The sequence below is a fragment of the Pseudomonas sp. ZT5P21 genome, assembly GCF_054897785.1.
This window is the reverse complement of sequence record NZ_CM142705.1, coordinates 3,490,839-3,508,238: the sequence shown is the minus strand read 5'-3', so window position 1 is coordinate 3,508,238 and position 17,400 is coordinate 3,490,839. Positions and strand designations below refer to the sequence as shown.

Annotated in this window: 16 protein-coding genes; 10 read left to right on the top strand and 6 right to left on the bottom strand. The window is 57.6% G+C overall.

The features are described 5' to 3' along the window. The first annotated feature begins 7 nt into the window (after positions 1 to 7). The 7 genes from ACYZT9_RS16280 to ACYZT9_RS16250 all read left to right on the top strand — a co-directional run bounded on the left by ACYZT9_RS16280 (position 8) and on the right by ACYZT9_RS16250 (position 7,069). The gene (locus ACYZT9_RS16280; protein ID WP_462006449.1) at positions 8 to 559 is read left to right on the top strand and encodes a serine O-acetyltransferase; all 552 of its coding nucleotides are present in this window, start codon (positions 8 to 10) and stop codon (positions 557 to 559) included. Between the two features lie 5 nt (positions 560 to 564). Beyond that, positions 565 to 1,542: a glycosyltransferase family 2 protein gene (locus ACYZT9_RS16275; RefSeq protein WP_462006448.1), complete on the top strand. Its 978-nt coding sequence runs from the start codon at positions 565 to 567 to the stop codon at positions 1,540 to 1,542. A 7-nt stretch (positions 1,543 to 1,549) separates the two neighbouring features. Further along, entirely contained in the window at positions 1,550 to 2,551 is a 1,002-nt protein-coding gene (locus ACYZT9_RS16270; protein WP_462006447.1) for a DUF535 family protein, read from the top strand. 11 nt (positions 2,552 to 2,562) lie between these two features. After that, positions 2,563 to 3,765 (top strand): glycosyltransferase, encoded by a 1,203-nt coding sequence (locus tag ACYZT9_RS16265; protein ID WP_462006446.1) that lies wholly within the window; start codon positions 2,563 to 2,565, stop codon positions 3,763 to 3,765. Then, positions 3,762 to 4,949 carry a glycosyltransferase family 2 protein gene (locus ACYZT9_RS16260; protein WP_462006445.1) on the top strand — a complete coding sequence of 396 codons (1,188 nt, stop codon included), beginning with the start codon at positions 3,762 to 3,764 and terminating at the stop codon, positions 4,947 to 4,949. The genes ACYZT9_RS16265 and ACYZT9_RS16260 overlap by 4 nt, the downstream gene beginning before the upstream one ends. Further along, positions 4,949 to 5,683 (top strand): WecB/TagA/CpsF family glycosyltransferase, encoded by a 735-nt coding sequence (locus ACYZT9_RS16255; protein WP_462006444.1) that lies wholly within the window; start codon positions 4,949 to 4,951, stop codon positions 5,681 to 5,683. The genes ACYZT9_RS16260 and ACYZT9_RS16255 overlap by 1 nt, the downstream gene beginning before the upstream one ends. A gap of 243 nt (positions 5,684 to 5,926) precedes the next feature. Beyond that, entirely contained in the window at positions 5,927 to 7,069 is a 1,143-nt protein-coding gene (locus ACYZT9_RS16250; protein WP_462006443.1) for a hypothetical protein, read from the top strand. Positions 7,070 to 7,155: 86 nt separating this feature from the next. On the opposite strand, the gene ACYZT9_RS16245 is transcribed toward ACYZT9_RS16250, so the two are convergent. The 3 genes from ACYZT9_RS16245 to ACYZT9_RS16235 all read right to left on the bottom strand — a co-directional run bounded on the left by ACYZT9_RS16245 (position 7,156) and on the right by ACYZT9_RS16235 (position 12,504). Next, the gene (locus ACYZT9_RS16245; protein ID WP_462006442.1) at positions 7,156 to 8,580 is read right to left on the bottom strand and encodes an undecaprenyl-phosphate glucose phosphotransferase; all 1,425 of its coding nucleotides are present in this window, start codon (positions 8,578 to 8,580) and stop codon (positions 7,156 to 7,158) included. 224 nt (positions 8,581 to 8,804) lie between these two features. Further along, complete coding sequence (locus tag ACYZT9_RS16240; protein ID WP_462006441.1) at positions 8,805 to 11,192, bottom strand: DUF3772 domain-containing protein; 2,388 nt, start codon at positions 11,190 to 11,192, stop codon at positions 8,805 to 8,807. Positions 11,193 to 11,319: 127 nt separating this feature from the next. Next, positions 11,320 to 12,504, bottom strand: coding sequence for an acetyl-CoA C-acyltransferase family protein (locus ACYZT9_RS16235; RefSeq protein ID WP_462006440.1), 1,185 nt, complete (start codon positions 12,502 to 12,504; stop codon positions 11,320 to 11,322). 288 nt (positions 12,505 to 12,792) lie between these two features. Between ACYZT9_RS16235 and ACYZT9_RS16230 the strand changes: the two genes are divergently transcribed. Continuing rightward, positions 12,793 to 13,014, top strand: coding sequence for a hypothetical protein (locus ACYZT9_RS16230; protein ID WP_462006439.1), 222 nt, complete (start codon positions 12,793 to 12,795; stop codon positions 13,012 to 13,014). A 3-nt stretch (positions 13,015 to 13,017) separates the two neighbouring features. On the opposite strand, the gene ACYZT9_RS16225 is transcribed toward ACYZT9_RS16230, so the two are convergent. Next, positions 13,018 to 13,923 (bottom strand): LysR substrate-binding domain-containing protein, encoded by a 906-nt coding sequence (locus ACYZT9_RS16225; protein ID WP_462006438.1) that lies wholly within the window; start codon positions 13,921 to 13,923, stop codon positions 13,018 to 13,020. A 144-nt stretch (positions 13,924 to 14,067) separates the two neighbouring features. Between ACYZT9_RS16225 and ACYZT9_RS16220 the strand changes: the two genes are divergently transcribed. Continuing rightward, complete coding sequence (locus ACYZT9_RS16220; RefSeq protein WP_462006437.1) at positions 14,068 to 15,369, top strand: NAD(P)/FAD-dependent oxidoreductase; 1,302 nt, start codon at positions 14,068 to 14,070, stop codon at positions 15,367 to 15,369. Between the two features lie 51 nt (positions 15,370 to 15,420). Continuing rightward, positions 15,421 to 16,509 carry a polyamine ABC transporter substrate-binding protein gene (locus tag ACYZT9_RS16215; protein WP_462006436.1) on the top strand — a complete coding sequence of 363 codons (1,089 nt, stop codon included), beginning with the start codon at positions 15,421 to 15,423 and terminating at the stop codon, positions 16,507 to 16,509. Between the two features lie 3 nt (positions 16,510 to 16,512). Here ACYZT9_RS16215 and ACYZT9_RS16210 read toward each other — a convergent pair whose 3' ends face one another. Further along, the gene (locus ACYZT9_RS16210) at positions 16,513 to 17,025 is read right to left on the bottom strand and encodes a DUF6644 family protein (protein WP_462006435.1); all 513 of its coding nucleotides are present in this window, start codon (positions 17,023 to 17,025) and stop codon (positions 16,513 to 16,515) included. Further along, positions 17,025 to 17,375 (bottom strand): DUF6152 family protein, encoded by a 351-nt coding sequence (locus tag ACYZT9_RS16205; protein ID WP_462006434.1) that lies wholly within the window; start codon positions 17,373 to 17,375, stop codon positions 17,025 to 17,027. The genes ACYZT9_RS16210 and ACYZT9_RS16205 overlap by 1 nt, the downstream gene beginning before the upstream one ends. Between the last annotated feature and the right edge of the window lie 25 nt (positions 17,376 to 17,400).

Below are 17,400 nucleotides of genomic sequence, written 5' to 3'. Positions count from 1 at the left end.
GCCATTCATGTTCGAAAACATACGTGCAGACTTGCGTGCCTACGCGGGTGATTGGGGCGCTCAGGGATTCTGGGTGATGCTGGTTTATCGCTTTGGACGCTGGCGCTACACCGTGCGCCCGGCGCCGTTACGCAAACTGTTCTCCTTCATTTACAAAGTGCTGTTCAAACTGGTGCAAATCGTCACCGGTATCGAGCTGCCGTGCGAAGTGGTGGTCGGGCGCAACTTTGTCATCGATCATTTCGGCGGCATCATCATCAGCGGTTATGCGCAGTTCGGCGATGATTGCCGTATCCGCAATGGCGTGGTCGTGGGCCTGAAGAATGTGAACGAGCCGATCGCCCCGGTGATCGGGAACAACGTTGATATCGGTACCGGGGCCAAGGTGCTGGGCAACATCCGCATTGGCAACAATGTGATCATTGGTGCCAATGCCGTGGTGCTGACCGATGTGCCGGATGATTCGGTGGCAGTGGGTGTGCCCGCGATTATCAAGCGAAAGCAGTCCGCGGGAGCAAAGGCTGCCCCATTGGAAACCTCCGACTTCGACGCCAAGTGAGCCCCATGGACACGGGCATTGGCGTCGTGGTGATCGGTCGCAATGAAGGCCAGCGGCTTGAGCGTTGCCTGACTTCGCTGGTCGGTGCAGCGGACAAAGTAGTGTATGTCGACTCTGGGTCAACGGACGGTTCGGTGTCTCTGGCACTGGGCCTCGGGGTTGAGATAGTCGAGCTGGATATGACGATTCCGTTTACGGCGGCGCGCGCGCGCAATGAAGGATTTGTCCGCGCGCAGGGCTTGTTGCCGACGATGCGCCATGTGCAATTTGTCGACGGTGACTGCGAAGTAGTCGATACCTGGCTGTCCCGGGCGCAGGTTTTTCTCGACGCGCGGCCCGACGTTGCGGTGGTGTGTGGACGGCGCCGTGAGCGCTTTCCGCAGCGCTCGGTTTACAACTTGATGTGCGACCTTGAATGGGACACGCCGATCGGTGAGGCCAAGGCTTGTGGCGGTGATGCGCTGATGCGGGTGGACGCCTTTGCTGCTGTGGCCGGGTTTCGATCGGATCTGATTGCCGGGGAAGAGCCCGAGTTGTGTGTGCGTCTGCGGGCGCGAGGATGGAAGGTCTGGCGCCTGGCTGAGGAAATGACCCTGCACGATGCGGCCATGACCCGCTTTGGCCAATGGTGGCGGCGGACATTGCGCGGCGGTCATGCCTTTGCCGAGGGCGCATTTTTGCACGGGGCCGCCCCGGAACACCATTGGCAACGTGAGTCGCGACGAGCCTGGTTCTGGGGGTTGGGAATCCCGCTGGCGACAGTTATCGCGACTTTGATGGCGGGGTGGCCTGGGCTGCTTTTGCTACTGGTTTATCCATTGCAAGTGCTGCGCCTGGCGCGTCGAGGCGATCGATCGGTCCGCGAAAACTGGCTGCTGGCGTTCTTTCTCGTGCTGGGAAAATTCCCCGAGATGCTCGGGCAACTCAGGTTTCTTTTGAACAGATTCGGCAACGGCAAGACCGCGTTGATCGAATACAAGTGAGCCTTCCATGAATACTCGGCTGATCATCAAAAGCGTACTTTTCCTCCATCCAGGCTATTCATTCAGGGCGTTGAAAAACAAGCTCAAGTTTCTGGCGCTGGTTGGAAAGAACTGGTCGGTGCTCAATGTGTTTTTGCGGCGTATGTCGAACACTTTGGGTCAATCCGGCGTCGAGAAGTTGGGCGGCGATTCCGTAGGCGTTGTTCATTGGCCCTATATCAGTAGCCACTGGACCGCCGAGGAGAGGTTGGATGTACTGGCCTCGCATTACGAAGTGATCACAAAAAACTGCCCGCCGTTACTGCTCTTCGGGCGAAGTGAACGTCTGGTGTTGAGTGACTTGTCGGCGTTTTCCGCGGGTTGCTCACTGGTACTGGATCGCCCGATCTGGTTCATGCGTGAAGGGGAGTTGGTACTGAACCTGTTCCAAGGGGATTTACGCATTGCCTCTCTGGCGTTCACCTTGAGCCGCACGGACACTGAATTGTGTATTTTCATCGGCGCCGTCCAAGGGATTCACAAAGGTGTCGAGAGTGATCTGTCATTGACGATCTACAGGGACCTGACCAAGGATTTCGAAGGACTTCGGCCAAGAAGCTTTCTGATTGAAGTGATGAAATACATCGCTGCAAACATCGGCGTTAAAAAAATATATGCGGTAGGGGACGGCTGTCGCCACCACCGTCATCCGTATTTTGGCGCTGAAAAATCTCAGGAGCTGGCGGCCAATTACGATGTGATCTGGCTGGAGCATGGTGCGACGCCGTCAGAGCGCGCAGACTTTTTTGACATTCCGATGAGCCCGTCCCGAAAGCCGCTCGAGAGTATTGCTGCAAAAAAACGCGCCATGTACCGCAGACGCTATGAGCTGCTCGAAAGCACATTTAACAAGATAGACAGCGTCTTGAAGGGCAGTTATAGCCGACCACGCGATGCGGGTTTTGACGTTCCTGACACGTTTACTGCTGGAGTATCGCCTGCAGTGTCCATTTCCCCAAACGACAACTGAACCTGGTCCCTATGCGCATCGCTTATTTCATCAATCAGTACCCCAAGGTCAGCCATAGCTTCATTCGTCGCGAGATATTGGCGTTGGAGCGTCAGGGCTTTGAGGTGCAGCGCATCGCCCTGCGCGGTTGGGACGCCGAGTTGGTGGATGCCGAGGATGTGTCCGAACGCGATAAGACCCAGTATGTGCTGCAGGGCGGAGTCAAAGGGCTGGCAGTGCCTGTGCTAGAGGTGGTGCGCGCCCAGCCGCGACGCTTTTTCTCGGCATTGTGGCTTGCACTGCGCATGGGGCGGCGAGCTGATCGGCCGTGGCCCTACCATCTGATCTATCTGGCCGAAGCGTGCCTTCTGTTGAGCTGGTTACGGGCGTTTGGCGCGAAGCACGTGCATGCGCATTTTGGCACCAACTCAACCGAGGTGGTGATGCTGGCCAATGCCCTCGGCGGGCCTGCGTACAGTTTTACCGTGCATGGCCCGGAAGAATTCGACAAACCTCAATCCATTTATCTGGGCGAGAAAGTCCGGCGTGCGGCGTTTGTCGTCGCGATCAGCTCTTATGGGCGCAGCCAGTTGTTTCGCTGGGTGGCGCATACGCACTGGGAAAAGGTCAAGGTGGTGCATTGCGGGCTGGAGCGGGCGTTTCACGATGTGCTGGCTGTTGCTCCTTCGTCCGTACCGCGACTGGTGTGTGTCGGTCGCTTGTGCGAGCAGAAAGGCCAGCTGTTGTTGCTCGAGGCCGCGCGCATTCTGGCGGTGCAAGGCGTAGAGTTCGAGCTGGTGCTGGCCGGTGATGGGGAAATGCGTGGACAAATCGAGGCCCTCATCGCCCTGCATGGCCTGCAGACGCGGGTACGCATTACCGGCTGGATCAGCAGCGAGCAAGTGCGGGCAGAAATCCTTGCGGCGCGCGCTTTGGTGTTGCCGAGCTTCGCCGAGGGACTGCCGGTGGTGATCATGGAAGCCATGGCGTTGCGCCGGCCGGTGTTGACGACCTATGTGGCCGGCATTCCCGAGCTGGTGATTCAGAATGAAAACGGCTGGTTGGTTCCTGCTGGCGCCGTGGATGAGTTGGCAGTGGCGATGAAGGACTGCCTCGCGCAACCTGCCGAGGTGTTGCAGCGGATGGGCGAGTCGGCTTATCAGAAAGTGCTGGAGCGCCACGATATCGATACCGAAGCGGTCAAGTTGGCCAATTTGTTGAGGGCGCACGCATGATCACGTTATTGGGTTGGTTGTTCAGTGCGCTGCTGGTGCTCATCATCCTGCCGGTGTTGGTGCTGTTTGCGCAGGTGCTGCTCGCGTGCCTGCCTGCGCGGCCCCGCACGCTGGCGCAGGGACCGCGACCGCGGGTGGCGGTGTTGGTGCCGGCCCACAATGAATCCTCGCTCATTGTCGCCACGTTAAACAGTATTCGGCCGCAGTTGGTAGAAGGCGATCGTCTGTTGGTGGTGGCGGACAACTGCTCTGACGACACCGCCGCCCAGGCCCTGATTGCTGGTGCCGAAGCGGTGGAGCGCCACCATGATCAACTACGTGGCAAAGGCTATGCGCTGGACTTTGGCGTGCGTCATCTGGCCGCCAATGCGCCGGACGTCTTGATCATCGTCGATGCGGATTGTGTGGTGAGTGAAGGCTTTATTGAGCGTCTGGCAATGTGCTGCATCGACTCGGGGCGGCCCACGCAGGCGCTTAATTTGATGCATGCGCCCGAGGGTTCCGGACTGAAAGTGCAGATTGCCGAGTTTGCCTGGTGTGTGAAGAATCGGGTTCGGGCGCTGGGTTGGGCCCGGCTCGGATTGCCTTGTCCGTTGATGGGTACGGGCATGGCATTCGTGTGGAGGGACCTGGCGTTGATCGATTTGGCCAGTGGCCATATTGTCGAAGATTTGAAGATGGGTCTGGATTTCTGCCGTAGCGGCAAGCCGCCGTTGTTTTGCCCCGATGCGCTCGTGAGCAGTTATTTTCCACGCAGCGATGAAGGCTTGAGTACGCAACGCACGCGCTGGGAACATGGTCATCTCGGGGTCATCCTCGGTGATGCGCCCAAGCTGTTCGTGGAGTCGCTTGGCCGGTTCAACGGGAACCTGCTGGCGATGACCGTGGATTTGGTGGTTCCGCCGTTGGCGTTGCTGACGTTGATACTGGTGGCTGCCTTTGGTTTGTCGTGGCTGTTCGTCCTGCTGGGCGGACCCTTGGCGCCGGCATTGATAGCGACGGCGGGGCTGGCAACCTTGGGCGTGACGATCCTGTTGGCATGGAGTCGGTTTGGTCGGGGGATCATCGCTTTTTCCACATTGTTGTATGCACCGTTCTACGCGTTGAAAAAAATTCCCCTGTACATAGGCTTTGTGCTCAAGCGCCAGGTTGGGTGGGTGCGTTCGAAGAGAGATGACAGCTAATGCACGCGTCGTCCTGGCAGCACAGTTGGCAGACGCTTATTCAGAAACTCAAGGTAGTCCGTGATTCGGGTGATGAACAGGCGTTGCTTGCAGCGTTGTCCAGAGCAGAAGGGGCGACAGTGCTTGGATTCGTCAACGCCCATGCCATGAATCTGGTGACGCGCAACACGGATTACTGCAACGCGCTGTCGTCAGCTGACGTGTTATTACGGGATGGTTCCGGCATGGCCGTGCTGTTTCGTCGACTCGGCCTGGAGCCGGGGCTCAATATGAATGGCACCGATTTTATTCCCAAAGTATTGGCAGCCTTCAGCGGGCGGCGCGTGGCATTCTGGGGCACCGAAGAGCCTTTTTTGGCCAATGCGGTACACCACAGCCAAGCGCAATATTCGGTCAACGTGGTGTCTGCTCATCATGGATTCGCACCGGTGGACGTCTACGTGAATCTTGCCCGGCAGTCGCAGCCCGAACTGATTGTGCTGGGGATGGGCATGCCCAAACAGGAAGCCGTCGCCGTCAGGTTGGCCGCCACTGGCGCGCCATGCGTGATTGTGTGCGGCGGAGCGATTCTGGATTTTCTCGGTGGCAAGGTGACTCGCGCTCCGCAATGGATGCGACGTCTGGGCTGTGAATGGGTGTTCAGACTGATCAGTGAACCAAAGCGGTTATTTCATCGCTATGTGGTGGGTAATCCGATGTTCTTGCTGCGCTCGCTTATCTATAGAGATTCCTGACGCCGGCATAGACACTTCGCTAGTCTTCTGGCGTCATAAAAAACACTCATGAAATATCTTGCAAAACTTCGATGTTCTACCTTTACTCAGGTTGGAAATGGCAACGTCGCGAGCATAGGCGTCGTTGTTTTCTTTGATTTGGATTGAGGGTGTCGAACACTATCGAGCCAATGAAAGTTTTCCTGCACTTGGTTGTAACTTTACAGACACAATTGACTCACCTCTAATCGTGCTGAAAACCAAATGAAAGAATTTGTGGCAGGGTCACTGCGTAAACTCTTATCTCCTTCGGTGCGATTTGAACTGAGGAAAGTGGCCGCATGGCTGCGGGACAGCCTTGGGCGAGCGTGCTTTTGGCGTTGGGAAATTGTCAGATTCAAACTGCAGGAAGACAGCAATTACGACATTCTCTATGCGGGCAGGAAAAGCCAGCGTGAATTTGTGAAAGTTCTACTGGGCGTTGATGCTAAAGCGCCTGATAGCCAGTTGAAACTACACAGGTCAGACCACACTGTTGTTGTAAGTGAAATCCCGACTGTTGGGGCGTTATATGTGCCGCACTATCTAAGTGCCGTGGTGCCGCTCAGCAGATCACTTGACGAAATTACTGCGAGATACAACGCAGAGTTACGTCGAAATTTGCGCAAGAACCGTCTGCGTTATCGCATGAAGCAAGCGCTGAACGATGACGAAATAGGCAGCGCAGACCGTGACATGCTTCAACCTTACGCCACGGCAAGGCATGGTTCGGCCGCCTCGCAAATTGCATCACATGAAGTTCAAAGAGTGGCAAAAGTTGCCGGGCGACTCGATCTTGTATTGCTGGAAGACCAAATTGTTGCTTGCCATCTTGGTTGCGTAGTGACTCGCGCCGGCAAGCGTTATTGGAGTACGGTGCGTTTCGGCTACCCTGATACGGTATTTACGGACACTAAAAAGTTACGTGAAATTAACTCGATTACGACGTTCATGGCACTTGAGTGGGCGATAGAAAACGGCTTCGACTATTACGATATCGGAACTTGCCTGGCGCGCCCGGACGATGGACTTCTCGAGTGGAAAAGACGGCGTGGCGGTGATGTCGATACGCTGGGTAATTATGGCTACTTGTTTATTCGACTTCCAAAATCAGGCGCTGCGCAGTTTCTTTGGGAGACGCCTTTATTTGCTGTCGAAGGAAAAAACCTGACCCTTCATCTTGGGTTTCCGGATGGTCGGAGTGACGAAGAAGTCGCAAGCCGATACCGTGAAATGGGTTTTGGTGGACTTGCCAAAGTCTATCTGCATTGTTGCAGCGAGCCGGGAGACGCGCTGCTCGGTACTTTGCGCAGTCGCTACTCTCATCTGAACCTGCCCCCTGTCTTCGAAATTATTGTTTCCACTTGAAAACACAATCCGACGATGGACTCAGGAGCGGCGTGTTATCCAGGGGAACAGGCGTTATCGTTAACGTCCATCGCAAGCAGGCTGGACTAGTAGGCATGCTTGCCGGAGAAGGCCAACACTGTCCGGACCAGAATCACGAAATCAAGCCAGAGTGACCAGTTGTTGATGTATTCGATGTCCGAGTCAACTCGCCGAATCATCTGCTCAATATCCCTGGTTTCACCGCGCAGGCCACGGACCTGAGCCAGGCCTGTGATGCCGGGTTTGATGTTGTGGCGAGCGAAGTAGCCCGAGACGTCGGGCGAGTACTGCACGTCGTGTTGAATCGCGTGCGGGCGAGGCCCCACCAGCGACATTTCTCCCATTAACACGTTAAACAACTGCGGTAGCTCATCCAGGCTGGTCCGTCGGATAAAGGCGCCAACCCGGGTCACGCGTGGATCATTCTTTTGCGCCTGCTTGACGGTGCCGTCTGACGGCTGATGGACGACCATGCTTCTGAACTTCCAGATCCGGAACGACTCCCCACTCCATCCCATGCGTTCCTGACGGAAGAACACCGGGCCAGGGCTATCGATCTTGATCGCGAGGGCGACAAGCGCAAGCACGGGTGCCGCAAAAAGCAGGATGAGAAAAGCCCCGACTTTGTCCTCAAGATTCTTCAGAAACAGTCGCATCCCCATCAGCGGAGTTTCAGACAACGTCAGCACGGGGATGCCGGCAATCTCGCGAACACTGTGGTTGATCAACTGCAAGGCGAAAATGTCAGGCACCCAGTTAACCGCGATGTGTTTATCGAACAGCCTTAAATAAACATCCTGGATAACTTCTGAGCCACCGACAGGGGTCACAAAGTAGACGGTACGAATGGCGTGTTTGACAACCAGCTCATCAAGGTCGGCGATATTGCCCAGTATCGATAACCGGTGGGCGCCTTCCGGACCTTCCTTTCCCCGATCATCGTTCGCGCCAATCAACACACATCCGACGATGCGCTCACCCAGCCAAGGGTTATTGCTGATTTTCTTGTGAAGGTAATTGGCCAGTTCGCCAGAGCCAATAATCAGCGAATTTTCCAGTTGCGTCGGATGAGCCAGAAACTTCTTCTGCATTTCGCGTGTCGCCAGGTGCAACAGCAGCTGCGCAAAGTAACCAAGAACAAATAACTCCCCAACCAACAGCCGCGAATACTGTTCGCTTGTTTTGGTCAGAAAAGCCATGGCCACGAGAAAGCCAAACGTCGCAGTCCACGCCTTTAGGAGCTTGAAGGCTTTGACGGTAAAACCAACGTTGCTGCGGTAAATAGCGTAATGGTCATACACAACGGCTAATGCCCCGAGCAGTAGCAGGAGCATGATGACGTAGTCTTGTGAAATGAAGCCGATATGATAATTGATCAAGAACCACGCGACACCGGTTACTGCAACGCAATCGAGACCGGCCTGAACGACGATACTGGTGCTGCTTCTTCGCTGGAGAACGGAACGGGTACTGTTGGGCTCAAATACCATATTTAGACCTCATTTGCTTTCCCTTGCGCTCGATAATGACGGGATTCAGGTCAAAGCAGCCCTCGTTTGATAGCGTAGGCGTCATCGGCAAACTACGCATACTCGTAACAGGTCTTCATCCTCCAATGTGTAAATCTGGTGAGACGAAGACGGGTGCTTTCACTCTAGCACCACCCTGTAATCCTTCACTGAATCGCTGAGGTTTTGCGTTTCTTCACTGCCAATTACACTGCGGGCGCCGGCTTCGCCAGTTCGATACCGGCGGCGCCCAATCGTTTGAGAATTTCAAACAACAAGTCGCTTTTGGTGACACCGACAATCCTCGGGCTACCGACATAGCCAGTGATGGTCAGTGTGATGCCTTCGGGCGTCAGTTTGCTGAACCGAACCATCGGCGCCGGTTTGTCGAGAATGGTTTCGTGCTCGCAGTACGTGTCGTACAGCAGGTTTTTCACTTGTTCGGGGTCGATGTCCAGGGGGAAGGTGAGTTCGAGTGTCGCGACCCCTTGGGCACTGCCGCCCAACGTCACGTTGCGCAGGTTTTGCGAGATCAGCTGCGAGTTCGGGACGATGACGATCGAGCGGTCACTGAGCTGGATTTCGGTGGCCCGCACGTTGATCCGGCGGATGTCGCCTTCGACCCCGCTGATGCTGATCAGGTCGCCGACTTTCACCGGACGTTCGGTCAGCAGAATCAGGCCGGACACGAAATTCTTGACGATCTCCTGCAAACCAAAGCCAATTCCCACCGACAACGCACTGACGATCCAGGCTAGGTTGGTCCACTGTACGCCCAGTGATGACAGCGTCATCAGAATGACCAGGGCGTAGCCAATGTTGGCAAACAACGTGGTGAGCGAGGCGCGCATGCCCGGGTCCATGTCGGTCTTCGGCAGGAACTCCTTGTCCAGCCAGCGACCGAGGGTGCGAATCAGGTAGATGCCAATCAGCAGGGCCAGTGCCGCGTTGAGCAAGTGACCGGGAATGATGTTGAACTTGCGCAGCCCGGCGCCGCCGAGAATGGCAAAGACGTTGCTGAGCAGTTGTTCCAGGGTCGTGCCGATGCCGCCGACGAAGAGTGTGATGACCGCCAGCAGCAACAGTCCGGCCCGGCCAGCCCCCGACAGGATGATTGAGATCTGTTCCAGGCGTTGGTCTTCAATGCCCAGCGATTGTTTGAGCGCCTTGCCACTGGGACTTTTGTTTGAAAACAGGTACTCGCAGGCGTCTCTGAAGCACTGTATCAGCAGGTAGAAACCGGAGAGGATGATGAATCCCCAGACCAGTTCATAGGTGATGAATCTGGCCAGGGACACGTAGCCGGTCAGCAGCGCAATCAGGCACACAAACATCGCGAGGCTGGCAAAGCTGTAGGTCAGCCCGGCGAACGTGGTGCCCGCTTCGGCGGCGGCACCGGCCTCGACAACGGATCGCCGGACTTTGCCGGTGCGTACTAACAAAACAATGAAAATGCACGCGACCACCAGTGCAACGACTCCTCGGCCGGCGATCACCACATCACTGCTCATACCGGTTGCGTTGGTGATCTGGACCAGCGTCACTAGCACCAGCAGGACGCCGGCCAGAATCCGCGGAAACGGTTTCAGCGCCAGTGCCACCGGATCAGCCAGTGCGGGCAGTCGCCAGGACGGGTGTTGCGTGGACAGCAGGGCGCTGCTCAGCGCGGTGATCAGGACGCAGGTATAGGCGAGTTTTTCGAACTCTTGGGAGAACGTCGTCAACATCGGCGTCAGCGGACTCTGGCGCGTGAAGACATAAAACAGCAGTTGCAGGGAGAGGCCGACCATTAGCACCGTGGCCAAAACAGAGGCGAACGCGAGTGAGCTGCGGCGCAGGCGTCCCTCCGGCATCCGGTGAATGCACAGCCAGGTCAATCCTCGTTCGGTGATCCGGCGGCCCAGCGTCCAGATGAGCAGGGTCAGCAGCAACAATGTGCAGGTGTAGAGACGTTCGCCCGGCTGCCAGATGGATTTGACGACCTCTTTGGCCTGATCGAAAAAAGTCCCGAAACGCAGCCGGTCGTCCAGTGAGGGATTGATGATCGGTGACCAGAAATCAGGGGTCAGGATGCTTCGGGTGCTCAGGGTCAGTTCGCTTTCCAGCAGGTTGCGGCGAAGGACGGCGATCTGGGTGATCAGGTCGGTAGCACTCGCTTTCAGTGCGGCCAGGTTTTTCAGGAGGGTGTCGATCCTGTTTTTTTGCTCAGTAAGCGCCGTCCGTTGCGCAGCGATATCGGGTTGCTCGGACGCGGCATCATCGACAGGGACAGGTCCCAGCACGCTCAATTGCGTGTGGAGTTGCGTCTGCAGGGGAAGTAGGGAGGCCGACAGGCGATCTACATCCAGCATGAACATCTGGACCAGGTCTTGCGGGCCCTCAAGCTGGTTGAAGTTATCGACCAGCGAAATCTGCTGTTTGAGGCTGTCCAGCCGAAGTTGCAGCGCCTGGAGATCGCTGTGGGAAACGGCGAGGGTCGCGTTTGCGGCCCTTGGCGCTGAAGCGTCTGGAAGATCGGCCGCCGACAGCATTCCGGGACCTGCCCCGAAAAGCGTGAAAGCGACGAGGATCATGGCTTTCAGTGCATGACGCATAAGAGTGTCCGACTCTGTTTTTAGACATTCAGCCTATGAGGTTAGGTCATCAGGTAAACCTTTGAAAAATAGTTTGGTCGACGGCACGCGACCCTGCCCCCGCTGAACGGGGGGCAGGGTGGACGTATCAGACGCGCTCGAACAACACGGCGATGCCCTGGCCGCCGCCGATGCACATGGTCGCCAAGGCATAACGGCCCTGAACGCGGTGCAGTTCGTGAATGGCTTTGGTCGCGATAATCGCGCCGGTGGCGCCCACCGGGTGGCCCAGCGAGATGCCCGAACCGTTGGGGTTGACCTTCTCCGGGTCGAAGCCCAGTTCCTGCGCCACGGCACAGGCTTGCGCGGCGAAGGCTTCATTCGATTCGATGACATCCAGGTCGGCCACGGTCAGACCGGCGCGCTTGAGGACCAGTCGGGTGGCGGGAATCGGACCCAGACCCATCAACTCCGGCTCCACCCCTGCATGGGCATAACCCACCAGCCTGGCCATCGGCTTGAGGCCTTGTGCGCGCACCATTTCACCGGTGGCCAAGATCAGCGCACCCGCGCCGTCATTCAGGCCGGAGGCGTTGCCGGCGGTGACGCTGCCGTCTTTCTTGAAGGCTGGCTTCATCTTGGCCAATTGTTCGGCATTGACCTCGGCGCGCACGTGTTCGTCGGTCGCAAAGGTCACGGTGCCTTTGCGCGACGCCACTTCGATCGGCACGATCTGACTGTTGAACCGGCCTTCGGCAATCGCCCGCGCTGCGCGTTGTTGGCTGACCATGGCCAGTTCATCCTGGAGCTGGCGAGTGATGCCGTAACGCTCGGCGATGTTTTCCGCGGTGATGCCCATATGGAACCCGGCAAACGGGTCTTGCAGGGCGCCGAGCATATAGTCGATGGCCTGCATGTCGCCCATGCGTGCGCCCCAACGCGCCTGCGGCAGCAGATAAGCGCCACGGCTCATGGACTCGACGCCACCGGCCAGCGCCGCCCCGGCATCACCCAGCATCAGGCTTTGCGCGGCACTGACGATCGCCTGCAAACCGGAACCGCAGAGGCGGTTGACGTTGAAGGCTGGCGTCTCTTTCGGCAGCCCGGCATTCATCGCCACCACCCGGGAAATGTAGGCATCACGCGCTTCGGTCGGGATCACGTGACCCATTACCGCATGGCCAATATGTTCAGGCGCCAGCCCCGAGCGCTCGATAGCGGCGCGGCAGACGTCGGTGGCCAGTTGAATCGGAGGCACATCCTTGAGCGAGCCGCCGAAGCTGCCGATGGCGGAACGGACGGCGCTGATAACGAAAATGTCGGATGGGTTCATGAGGGTTTCCCTGGTTTAGTCTGTTGCGCGTTGGCGCTGTTATTGGGGACAGAGTCTAGGGGGGGCGGGGGTGTTGGCCTATGTCGAAAGTGCTCAAGGGGGGTGGTGTTTTTTGCCATTGGGTTTAGTGCAGACCTGGCTTTTGATCGTACGCATTCACTTGCAGGAGCGAGCTTGCTCGCGATGGACGTCAACGATAACGCGTGCTGCCTCTGCCGTATGTCGGGAGCCCGGAACGGCCACACGCTCATGAACTTCCAAACGAAAACAATCCTTGGGAGTTCGACCATGACCGATGATCTGAGACGGGATGCCCTGGCGGCCTGGTACAAGCTTCTTTCACAACCCGAGATTCGCATGGATGTGGAAGAGCAGTACGACGAGTTGCTCAAGGCTGCCGATGAGATGGAGCGCGCAGGGCTGATCAGCAGTGCGGAATGGCGAACATTGGTGCGCGAGGCTGGTGTGGCTTTTGCCAATGCGACAGAAGGAGTAGGCAGAGGCACCTAGTGCTCAATCGACACCGTCGGCTTCCTTTTCGGCCTGCTGCGCGAACCATTGCAGGATCAGCGCGCAGGCCGGATGGGAGGTAGCTGAAGGCTGCAGATTCAACGCATATACACCTCGTGTTTCCAACGGGCGGCCGAACGGGATGACCAGCACGCCCCGTTCGATCGATTCCCCTGCCAGCGTCCTGTCCGTCATCGCCACGCCCAATCCTCGCGCTGCGGCGTCGAGCGCCAGTTCGTCGAGGTTGAAGGGTATGTGGCGGTAATCCTCCAGTGGTCTTCCGCCATTGGCTGACAGCCACTGGACCCAGTCATACCGGTCCGCCGAGCGATGCAATAGCGGGAAGCTCACCAGGTCTTCCACCGTTGCCAGTGGCTGTGTCGAGTTGCCCAGTCCGGGGGCGCACACCGGCACCAATGCTTCCTTGAACAGGTTCAGGCAATCCGGATCAGGGGACGGTTCAGGCAGATAGAGGATGTAGGCATCACTGTCGCTGGCGGGCTCTACCACTTCCGTCGCCACGGTTTCGATCGACAGCGAAACCTGCGGGTGACTTCGATAGAACTCGCTCAATTTCGGCAACAACCAGCGTACCGCCAGTGATACGTGCATGCGGATGCGGAAGGGGCGTTCCTGCGGTGCGAGCCGGTCCTCCAGTGTTTTCAGTTGCGCCAGGATATTGCGGGCGGTGCCCAGCACCTGTTCGCCTTCCGGTGTCAGTCGGACATTGCGGCTGTTCCTCGCGAACATCGGCACGCCGAAGTGGCTCTCCAACAGCTGGATCTTTCGGCTCACTGCACTTTGGGTCAGGCACAACTTGAGCGCCGCTTGAGTGAAGCTGCCCGAGTCGGACACCTCCACCAGCGCCTGCAAGGCCTGGAGCGAGGGAACGTGGCGAAGTTTATCCATGCGTATTCTGAATGACTCGATGATTTTATAACGTTGGTTGTATCACTGCAGGCCTTATAGATTCTAGCTCTGGCGAGCGTTTTCGGGAAACGATCATGCGATTACAGCATGCGCTCGCAGAACGACAGTCCAATGAGGTGAGGCATGATCAATGAATGTGGCTGGATTGCGCAGGCGGGAAATTCCCCCGCTCGCCGGTCTCTCAAAGGCAAGGAAAAGACCGACTGGCTGATTATCGGTGCCGGCATCACCGGGTTGAGTGCCGCGCACTCTCTCGCGCAAATGCACCCTCAGGCGCGGATCGTGATCGTTGACCGGCAGCGCGCAGCGCAAGGCGCCTCGGCGCGTAATTCGGGTTTTGTGGTGGGCCACGAACACCCGACAAGGGATGAACTGATCGGTAACCGCGGCTTTGCCGGTTATGAAGTGGACACCTCGATTTCACGCGCCGCCAGTGACGAAGTACGCCAGCGCATTGCGCGTCACGGCATCGAATGCGATTTCCGGGATTCCGGCTATTTCTTCGCCGTCAGCGATCCAGGCAAGTTGACCGCTGTCGAGGACAAACTGGCGACGTTGCGTGCCGTCGGCGCTTCTGCGGAGTTTCTGCAAGGTGAACAGCTGAACGAAAGACTCGGCACCCGTCATTACCAGGCCGCGATCTGGTGCGGTCACGGCAATGCGTTGCTGCAACCGGCGAACTATGTGAAGGGCTTGCTGGATGCGCTGCCGGACAACGTGACCGTCTTCGAGAACACCGACATCGCCGGCCTTGAGCGTTCGGGCATCGGTCGTATTCGCGCCAATGGCGCCGTCGGCAGCATCGAGGCGAAGCAAGTCATGGTGTGCTTGAACGCGTTCATTCCTCGCTCGGGGATAGACGACAGCGGCACCTTCCCGATGGAGCTCAGCGCCAGTCTTACCCGGCCCCTCACAGATGAAGAGTTCCAAGCCATAGGCGCTGTCGAGCCGTGGGGCGTGCTGTCCACCCGGCCGCTCGGCGCCACGGTGCGACTGACACCGGATCGTCGCGTGATGATCCGCAACACCGCGGAATACCGTTCCCGAGACCTGACCGACAGCGAGCTTCTGCGTCGGCGCAAACACCATGTACTCGGCTTGCAACGGCGCTTTCCGTTTCTGGGCGAACAGGACATCCAGTACACCTGGACCGGACATTTGAGCGCCTCGCGCACCGGGCAACCCTATTTCGGCAAGGTCGAAGAGGGTGTTTTTGCGGTGGCCGGCTGCAACGGTTCCGGCGTTGCGCGCGGCACGCTGTGGGGCCGGTTGCTTGCCGAAATGGCCTCGGGTGCCAGCTCGCCAATCCTCGAGTCGGTCATACGCAGGGCGCAACCGGGCTGGCTGCCGCCACGCCCCTTGCTCGATATCGGTGCCATGCTTCGAATGCGCGTGGAGGCGGTCAGGGCCAGAACAGAAATCTAGAAACCCCGGCAATCAAAAAACAACAAAAGCTCATCAACAAGGTGATTGAACATGCGCGTGAACACAATTCCCCTGATGGTTGTACTGACCACGTTGTCGGCCGCCACTTACGCGGACGAAGTCGTCAATATTTCCAACTGGAACGGCTACATCGCCGACGACACCCTGCCCGGTTTCACCCGGGAAACCGGGATCAAGGCGACTTACGACATCCATGACAGCAATGAAGTGCTGGAATCGAAGCTGATGACCGGCAACACCGGCTACGACGTGGTCAGCCCTTCGAACCATTTTCTGTCGCGCTTGATCAAGGCCGGGGCCATTCAGAAACTCGACAGGAGCCAGCTCCCCAACTGGAAAAACCTTGATCCGGCGTTGATGAAAAAACTCGAAGTCAATGATCCGGGCAACCAGTACGGCTATCCGTACATGTGGGGCACAGCGGGTATTGGCTACAACGTCGAGAAGATCAAGGCGATTTTTGGCAACACCGATGTCACCCATTCGTGGAAACTGTTTTTTGCTGAAGAAAACATCAAGAAGCTCAGCCAGTGCGGCGTGGCGATTATCGATAACCCGACGCAGATACTGCCGATCACCCTCAATTATTTGGGCTTGCCGCCCCATAGCCACGAGCCGGCGGATTACAAAAAAGCCGAGCAGGCGCTGCTGAAAATCAGGCCATACGTGCAATATTTCCACGCCTCCAAATACATCAGCGACCTGGCGAACGGCAATGTCTGCGCGGTGATCGGGTTTAATGGCGACATCGTTCAGGCGGCCGCCAGCGCCAAGGAAGCCAACAACGGCATCGACATCGCCTATTCGATTCCTGACGAAGGCTCGACCCTGTGGTTCGACATGGTGGTCATGCCTAAAAGCGCGCCGCACGAGAAGAACGGCTACGCCTACATGAACTACCTGCTGACGCCGCCAGTCATTGCGAACATCAGCAACAGCATTCATTACGCCAACCCCAACCTCGCCGCGGATCACTATGTGACCCCGGCCGTGAAGCAGGACCTGGCGATCTACCCACCGATGAGCGTGCTGGACAAGCTGTTTACCGTCGAGGAATTGCCGGCGGCGATTGCACGGTTGAGTACGCGTCTGTGGACCAAGCTGAAAACCAATACCTGATGATCAGGTGTAGGCCAGCAGCCGACCGCACGACACCACGGTGAGCCATAACGCGATTGAAAGCAGCGCCTGGCATTTTGCGATGCCGGGCGCCGCGACGACGGTGTTCCATTGATGGACTGAACGATAGACACCAACGTGGAACAGCGCTGCATTGAGGCCTGCCGTCGCAATCAGGCAAAGCTTGAGGATAAAAACGCCGTTGGAGGCGAAGTCATGGGGGTGGGCTGAAAACATCATCAATCCTGCGGGCACGATCAACAGCAGTGCAGCGGCTGACCAGGTCAGGAGATGGCGGGCCAGATCCTTCACGGCAATGTTTTTCGACAACCCGAGCACCCGCAGATCGAACATCAACACCGAGCCGACCAGCACTATAAACCCGATGATGTGAACCACCTCCACCATCGGATACAACCACAGGTCGCCCCGCATGGCGGCCCCCAGTTGCGAGTCACCCAGCCAGTCCAGCCAAGTATCCGCACCCGGACCAGCGCCAGTAGTGAAGGTTTGCATCAGCGTAACTCTGTGGTTTTGCCGCCAACCGTGATGCGCTCGGCGCGCAGCTCATCCGGTTTGTTGCGATTCTGATAGCCGACCACGCTGGCGCTGCTACCGACACTGAGCATCTCCCGGGAAAGGCCACGGTTTTCCATGCGCGAGGGCGGTGCCAACACCACGTTCCAGGTCTTGTCCGCTGTTTTGAGGCGCACGAATCCATGGGGATGGGAGTAACCCGAATCTTCGATCGTGCCGTTCAACTGCAAGGGATTGCCGGAGTCGTATTCACTCCAGCCGTGGTGGGCGAACGCCGTGGTTGCCGCCAGTAGCAGTGACAAACCAATGCCGCCGAACATGCTTTTCATACTCTGTCTCCTGATGCGCTCCATC

Coding starts and splice junctions, on each gene's coding strand:
- ACYZT9_RS16280 (WP_462006449.1), top strand. CDS start 8: ATGTTCGAAAACATACGTGCAGACTTGCGTGCCTACGCGGGTGATTGG.
- ACYZT9_RS16275 (WP_462006448.1), top strand. CDS start 565: ATGGACACGGGCATTGGCGTCGTGGTGATCGGTCGCAATGAAGGCCAG.
- ACYZT9_RS16270 (WP_462006447.1), top strand. CDS start 1,550: ATGAATACTCGGCTGATCATCAAAAGCGTACTTTTCCTCCATCCAGGC.
- ACYZT9_RS16265 (WP_462006446.1), top strand. CDS start 2,563: ATGCGCATCGCTTATTTCATCAATCAGTACCCCAAGGTCAGCCATAGC.
- ACYZT9_RS16260 (WP_462006445.1), top strand. CDS start 3,762: ATGATCACGTTATTGGGTTGGTTGTTCAGTGCGCTGCTGGTGCTCATC.
- ACYZT9_RS16255 (WP_462006444.1), top strand. CDS start 4,949: ATGCACGCGTCGTCCTGGCAGCACAGTTGGCAGACGCTTATTCAGAAA.
- ACYZT9_RS16250 (WP_462006443.1), top strand. CDS start 5,927: ATGAAAGAATTTGTGGCAGGGTCACTGCGTAAACTCTTATCTCCTTCG.
- ACYZT9_RS16245 (WP_462006442.1), bottom strand. CDS start 8,580: ATGGTATTTGAGCCCAACAGTACCCGTTCCGTTCTCCAGCGAAGAAGC.
- ACYZT9_RS16240 (WP_462006441.1), bottom strand. CDS start 11,192: ATGCGTCATGCACTGAAAGCCATGATCCTCGTCGCTTTCACGCTTTTC.
- ACYZT9_RS16235 (WP_462006440.1), bottom strand. CDS start 12,504: ATGAACCCATCCGACATTTTCGTTATCAGCGCCGTCCGTTCCGCCATC.
- ACYZT9_RS16230 (WP_462006439.1), top strand. CDS start 12,793: ATGACCGATGATCTGAGACGGGATGCCCTGGCGGCCTGGTACAAGCTT.
- ACYZT9_RS16225 (WP_462006438.1), bottom strand. CDS start 13,923: ATGGATAAACTTCGCCACGTTCCCTCGCTCCAGGCCTTGCAGGCGCTG.
- ACYZT9_RS16220 (WP_462006437.1), top strand. CDS start 14,068: ATGATCAATGAATGTGGCTGGATTGCGCAGGCGGGAAATTCCCCCGCT.
- ACYZT9_RS16215 (WP_462006436.1), top strand. CDS start 15,421: ATGCGCGTGAACACAATTCCCCTGATGGTTGTACTGACCACGTTGTCG.
- ACYZT9_RS16210 (WP_462006435.1), bottom strand. CDS start 17,025: ATGCAAACCTTCACTACTGGCGCTGGTCCGGGTGCGGATACTTGGCTG.
- ACYZT9_RS16205 (WP_462006434.1), bottom strand. CDS start 17,375: ATGAAAAGCATGTTCGGCGGCATTGGTTTGTCACTGCTACTGGCGGCA.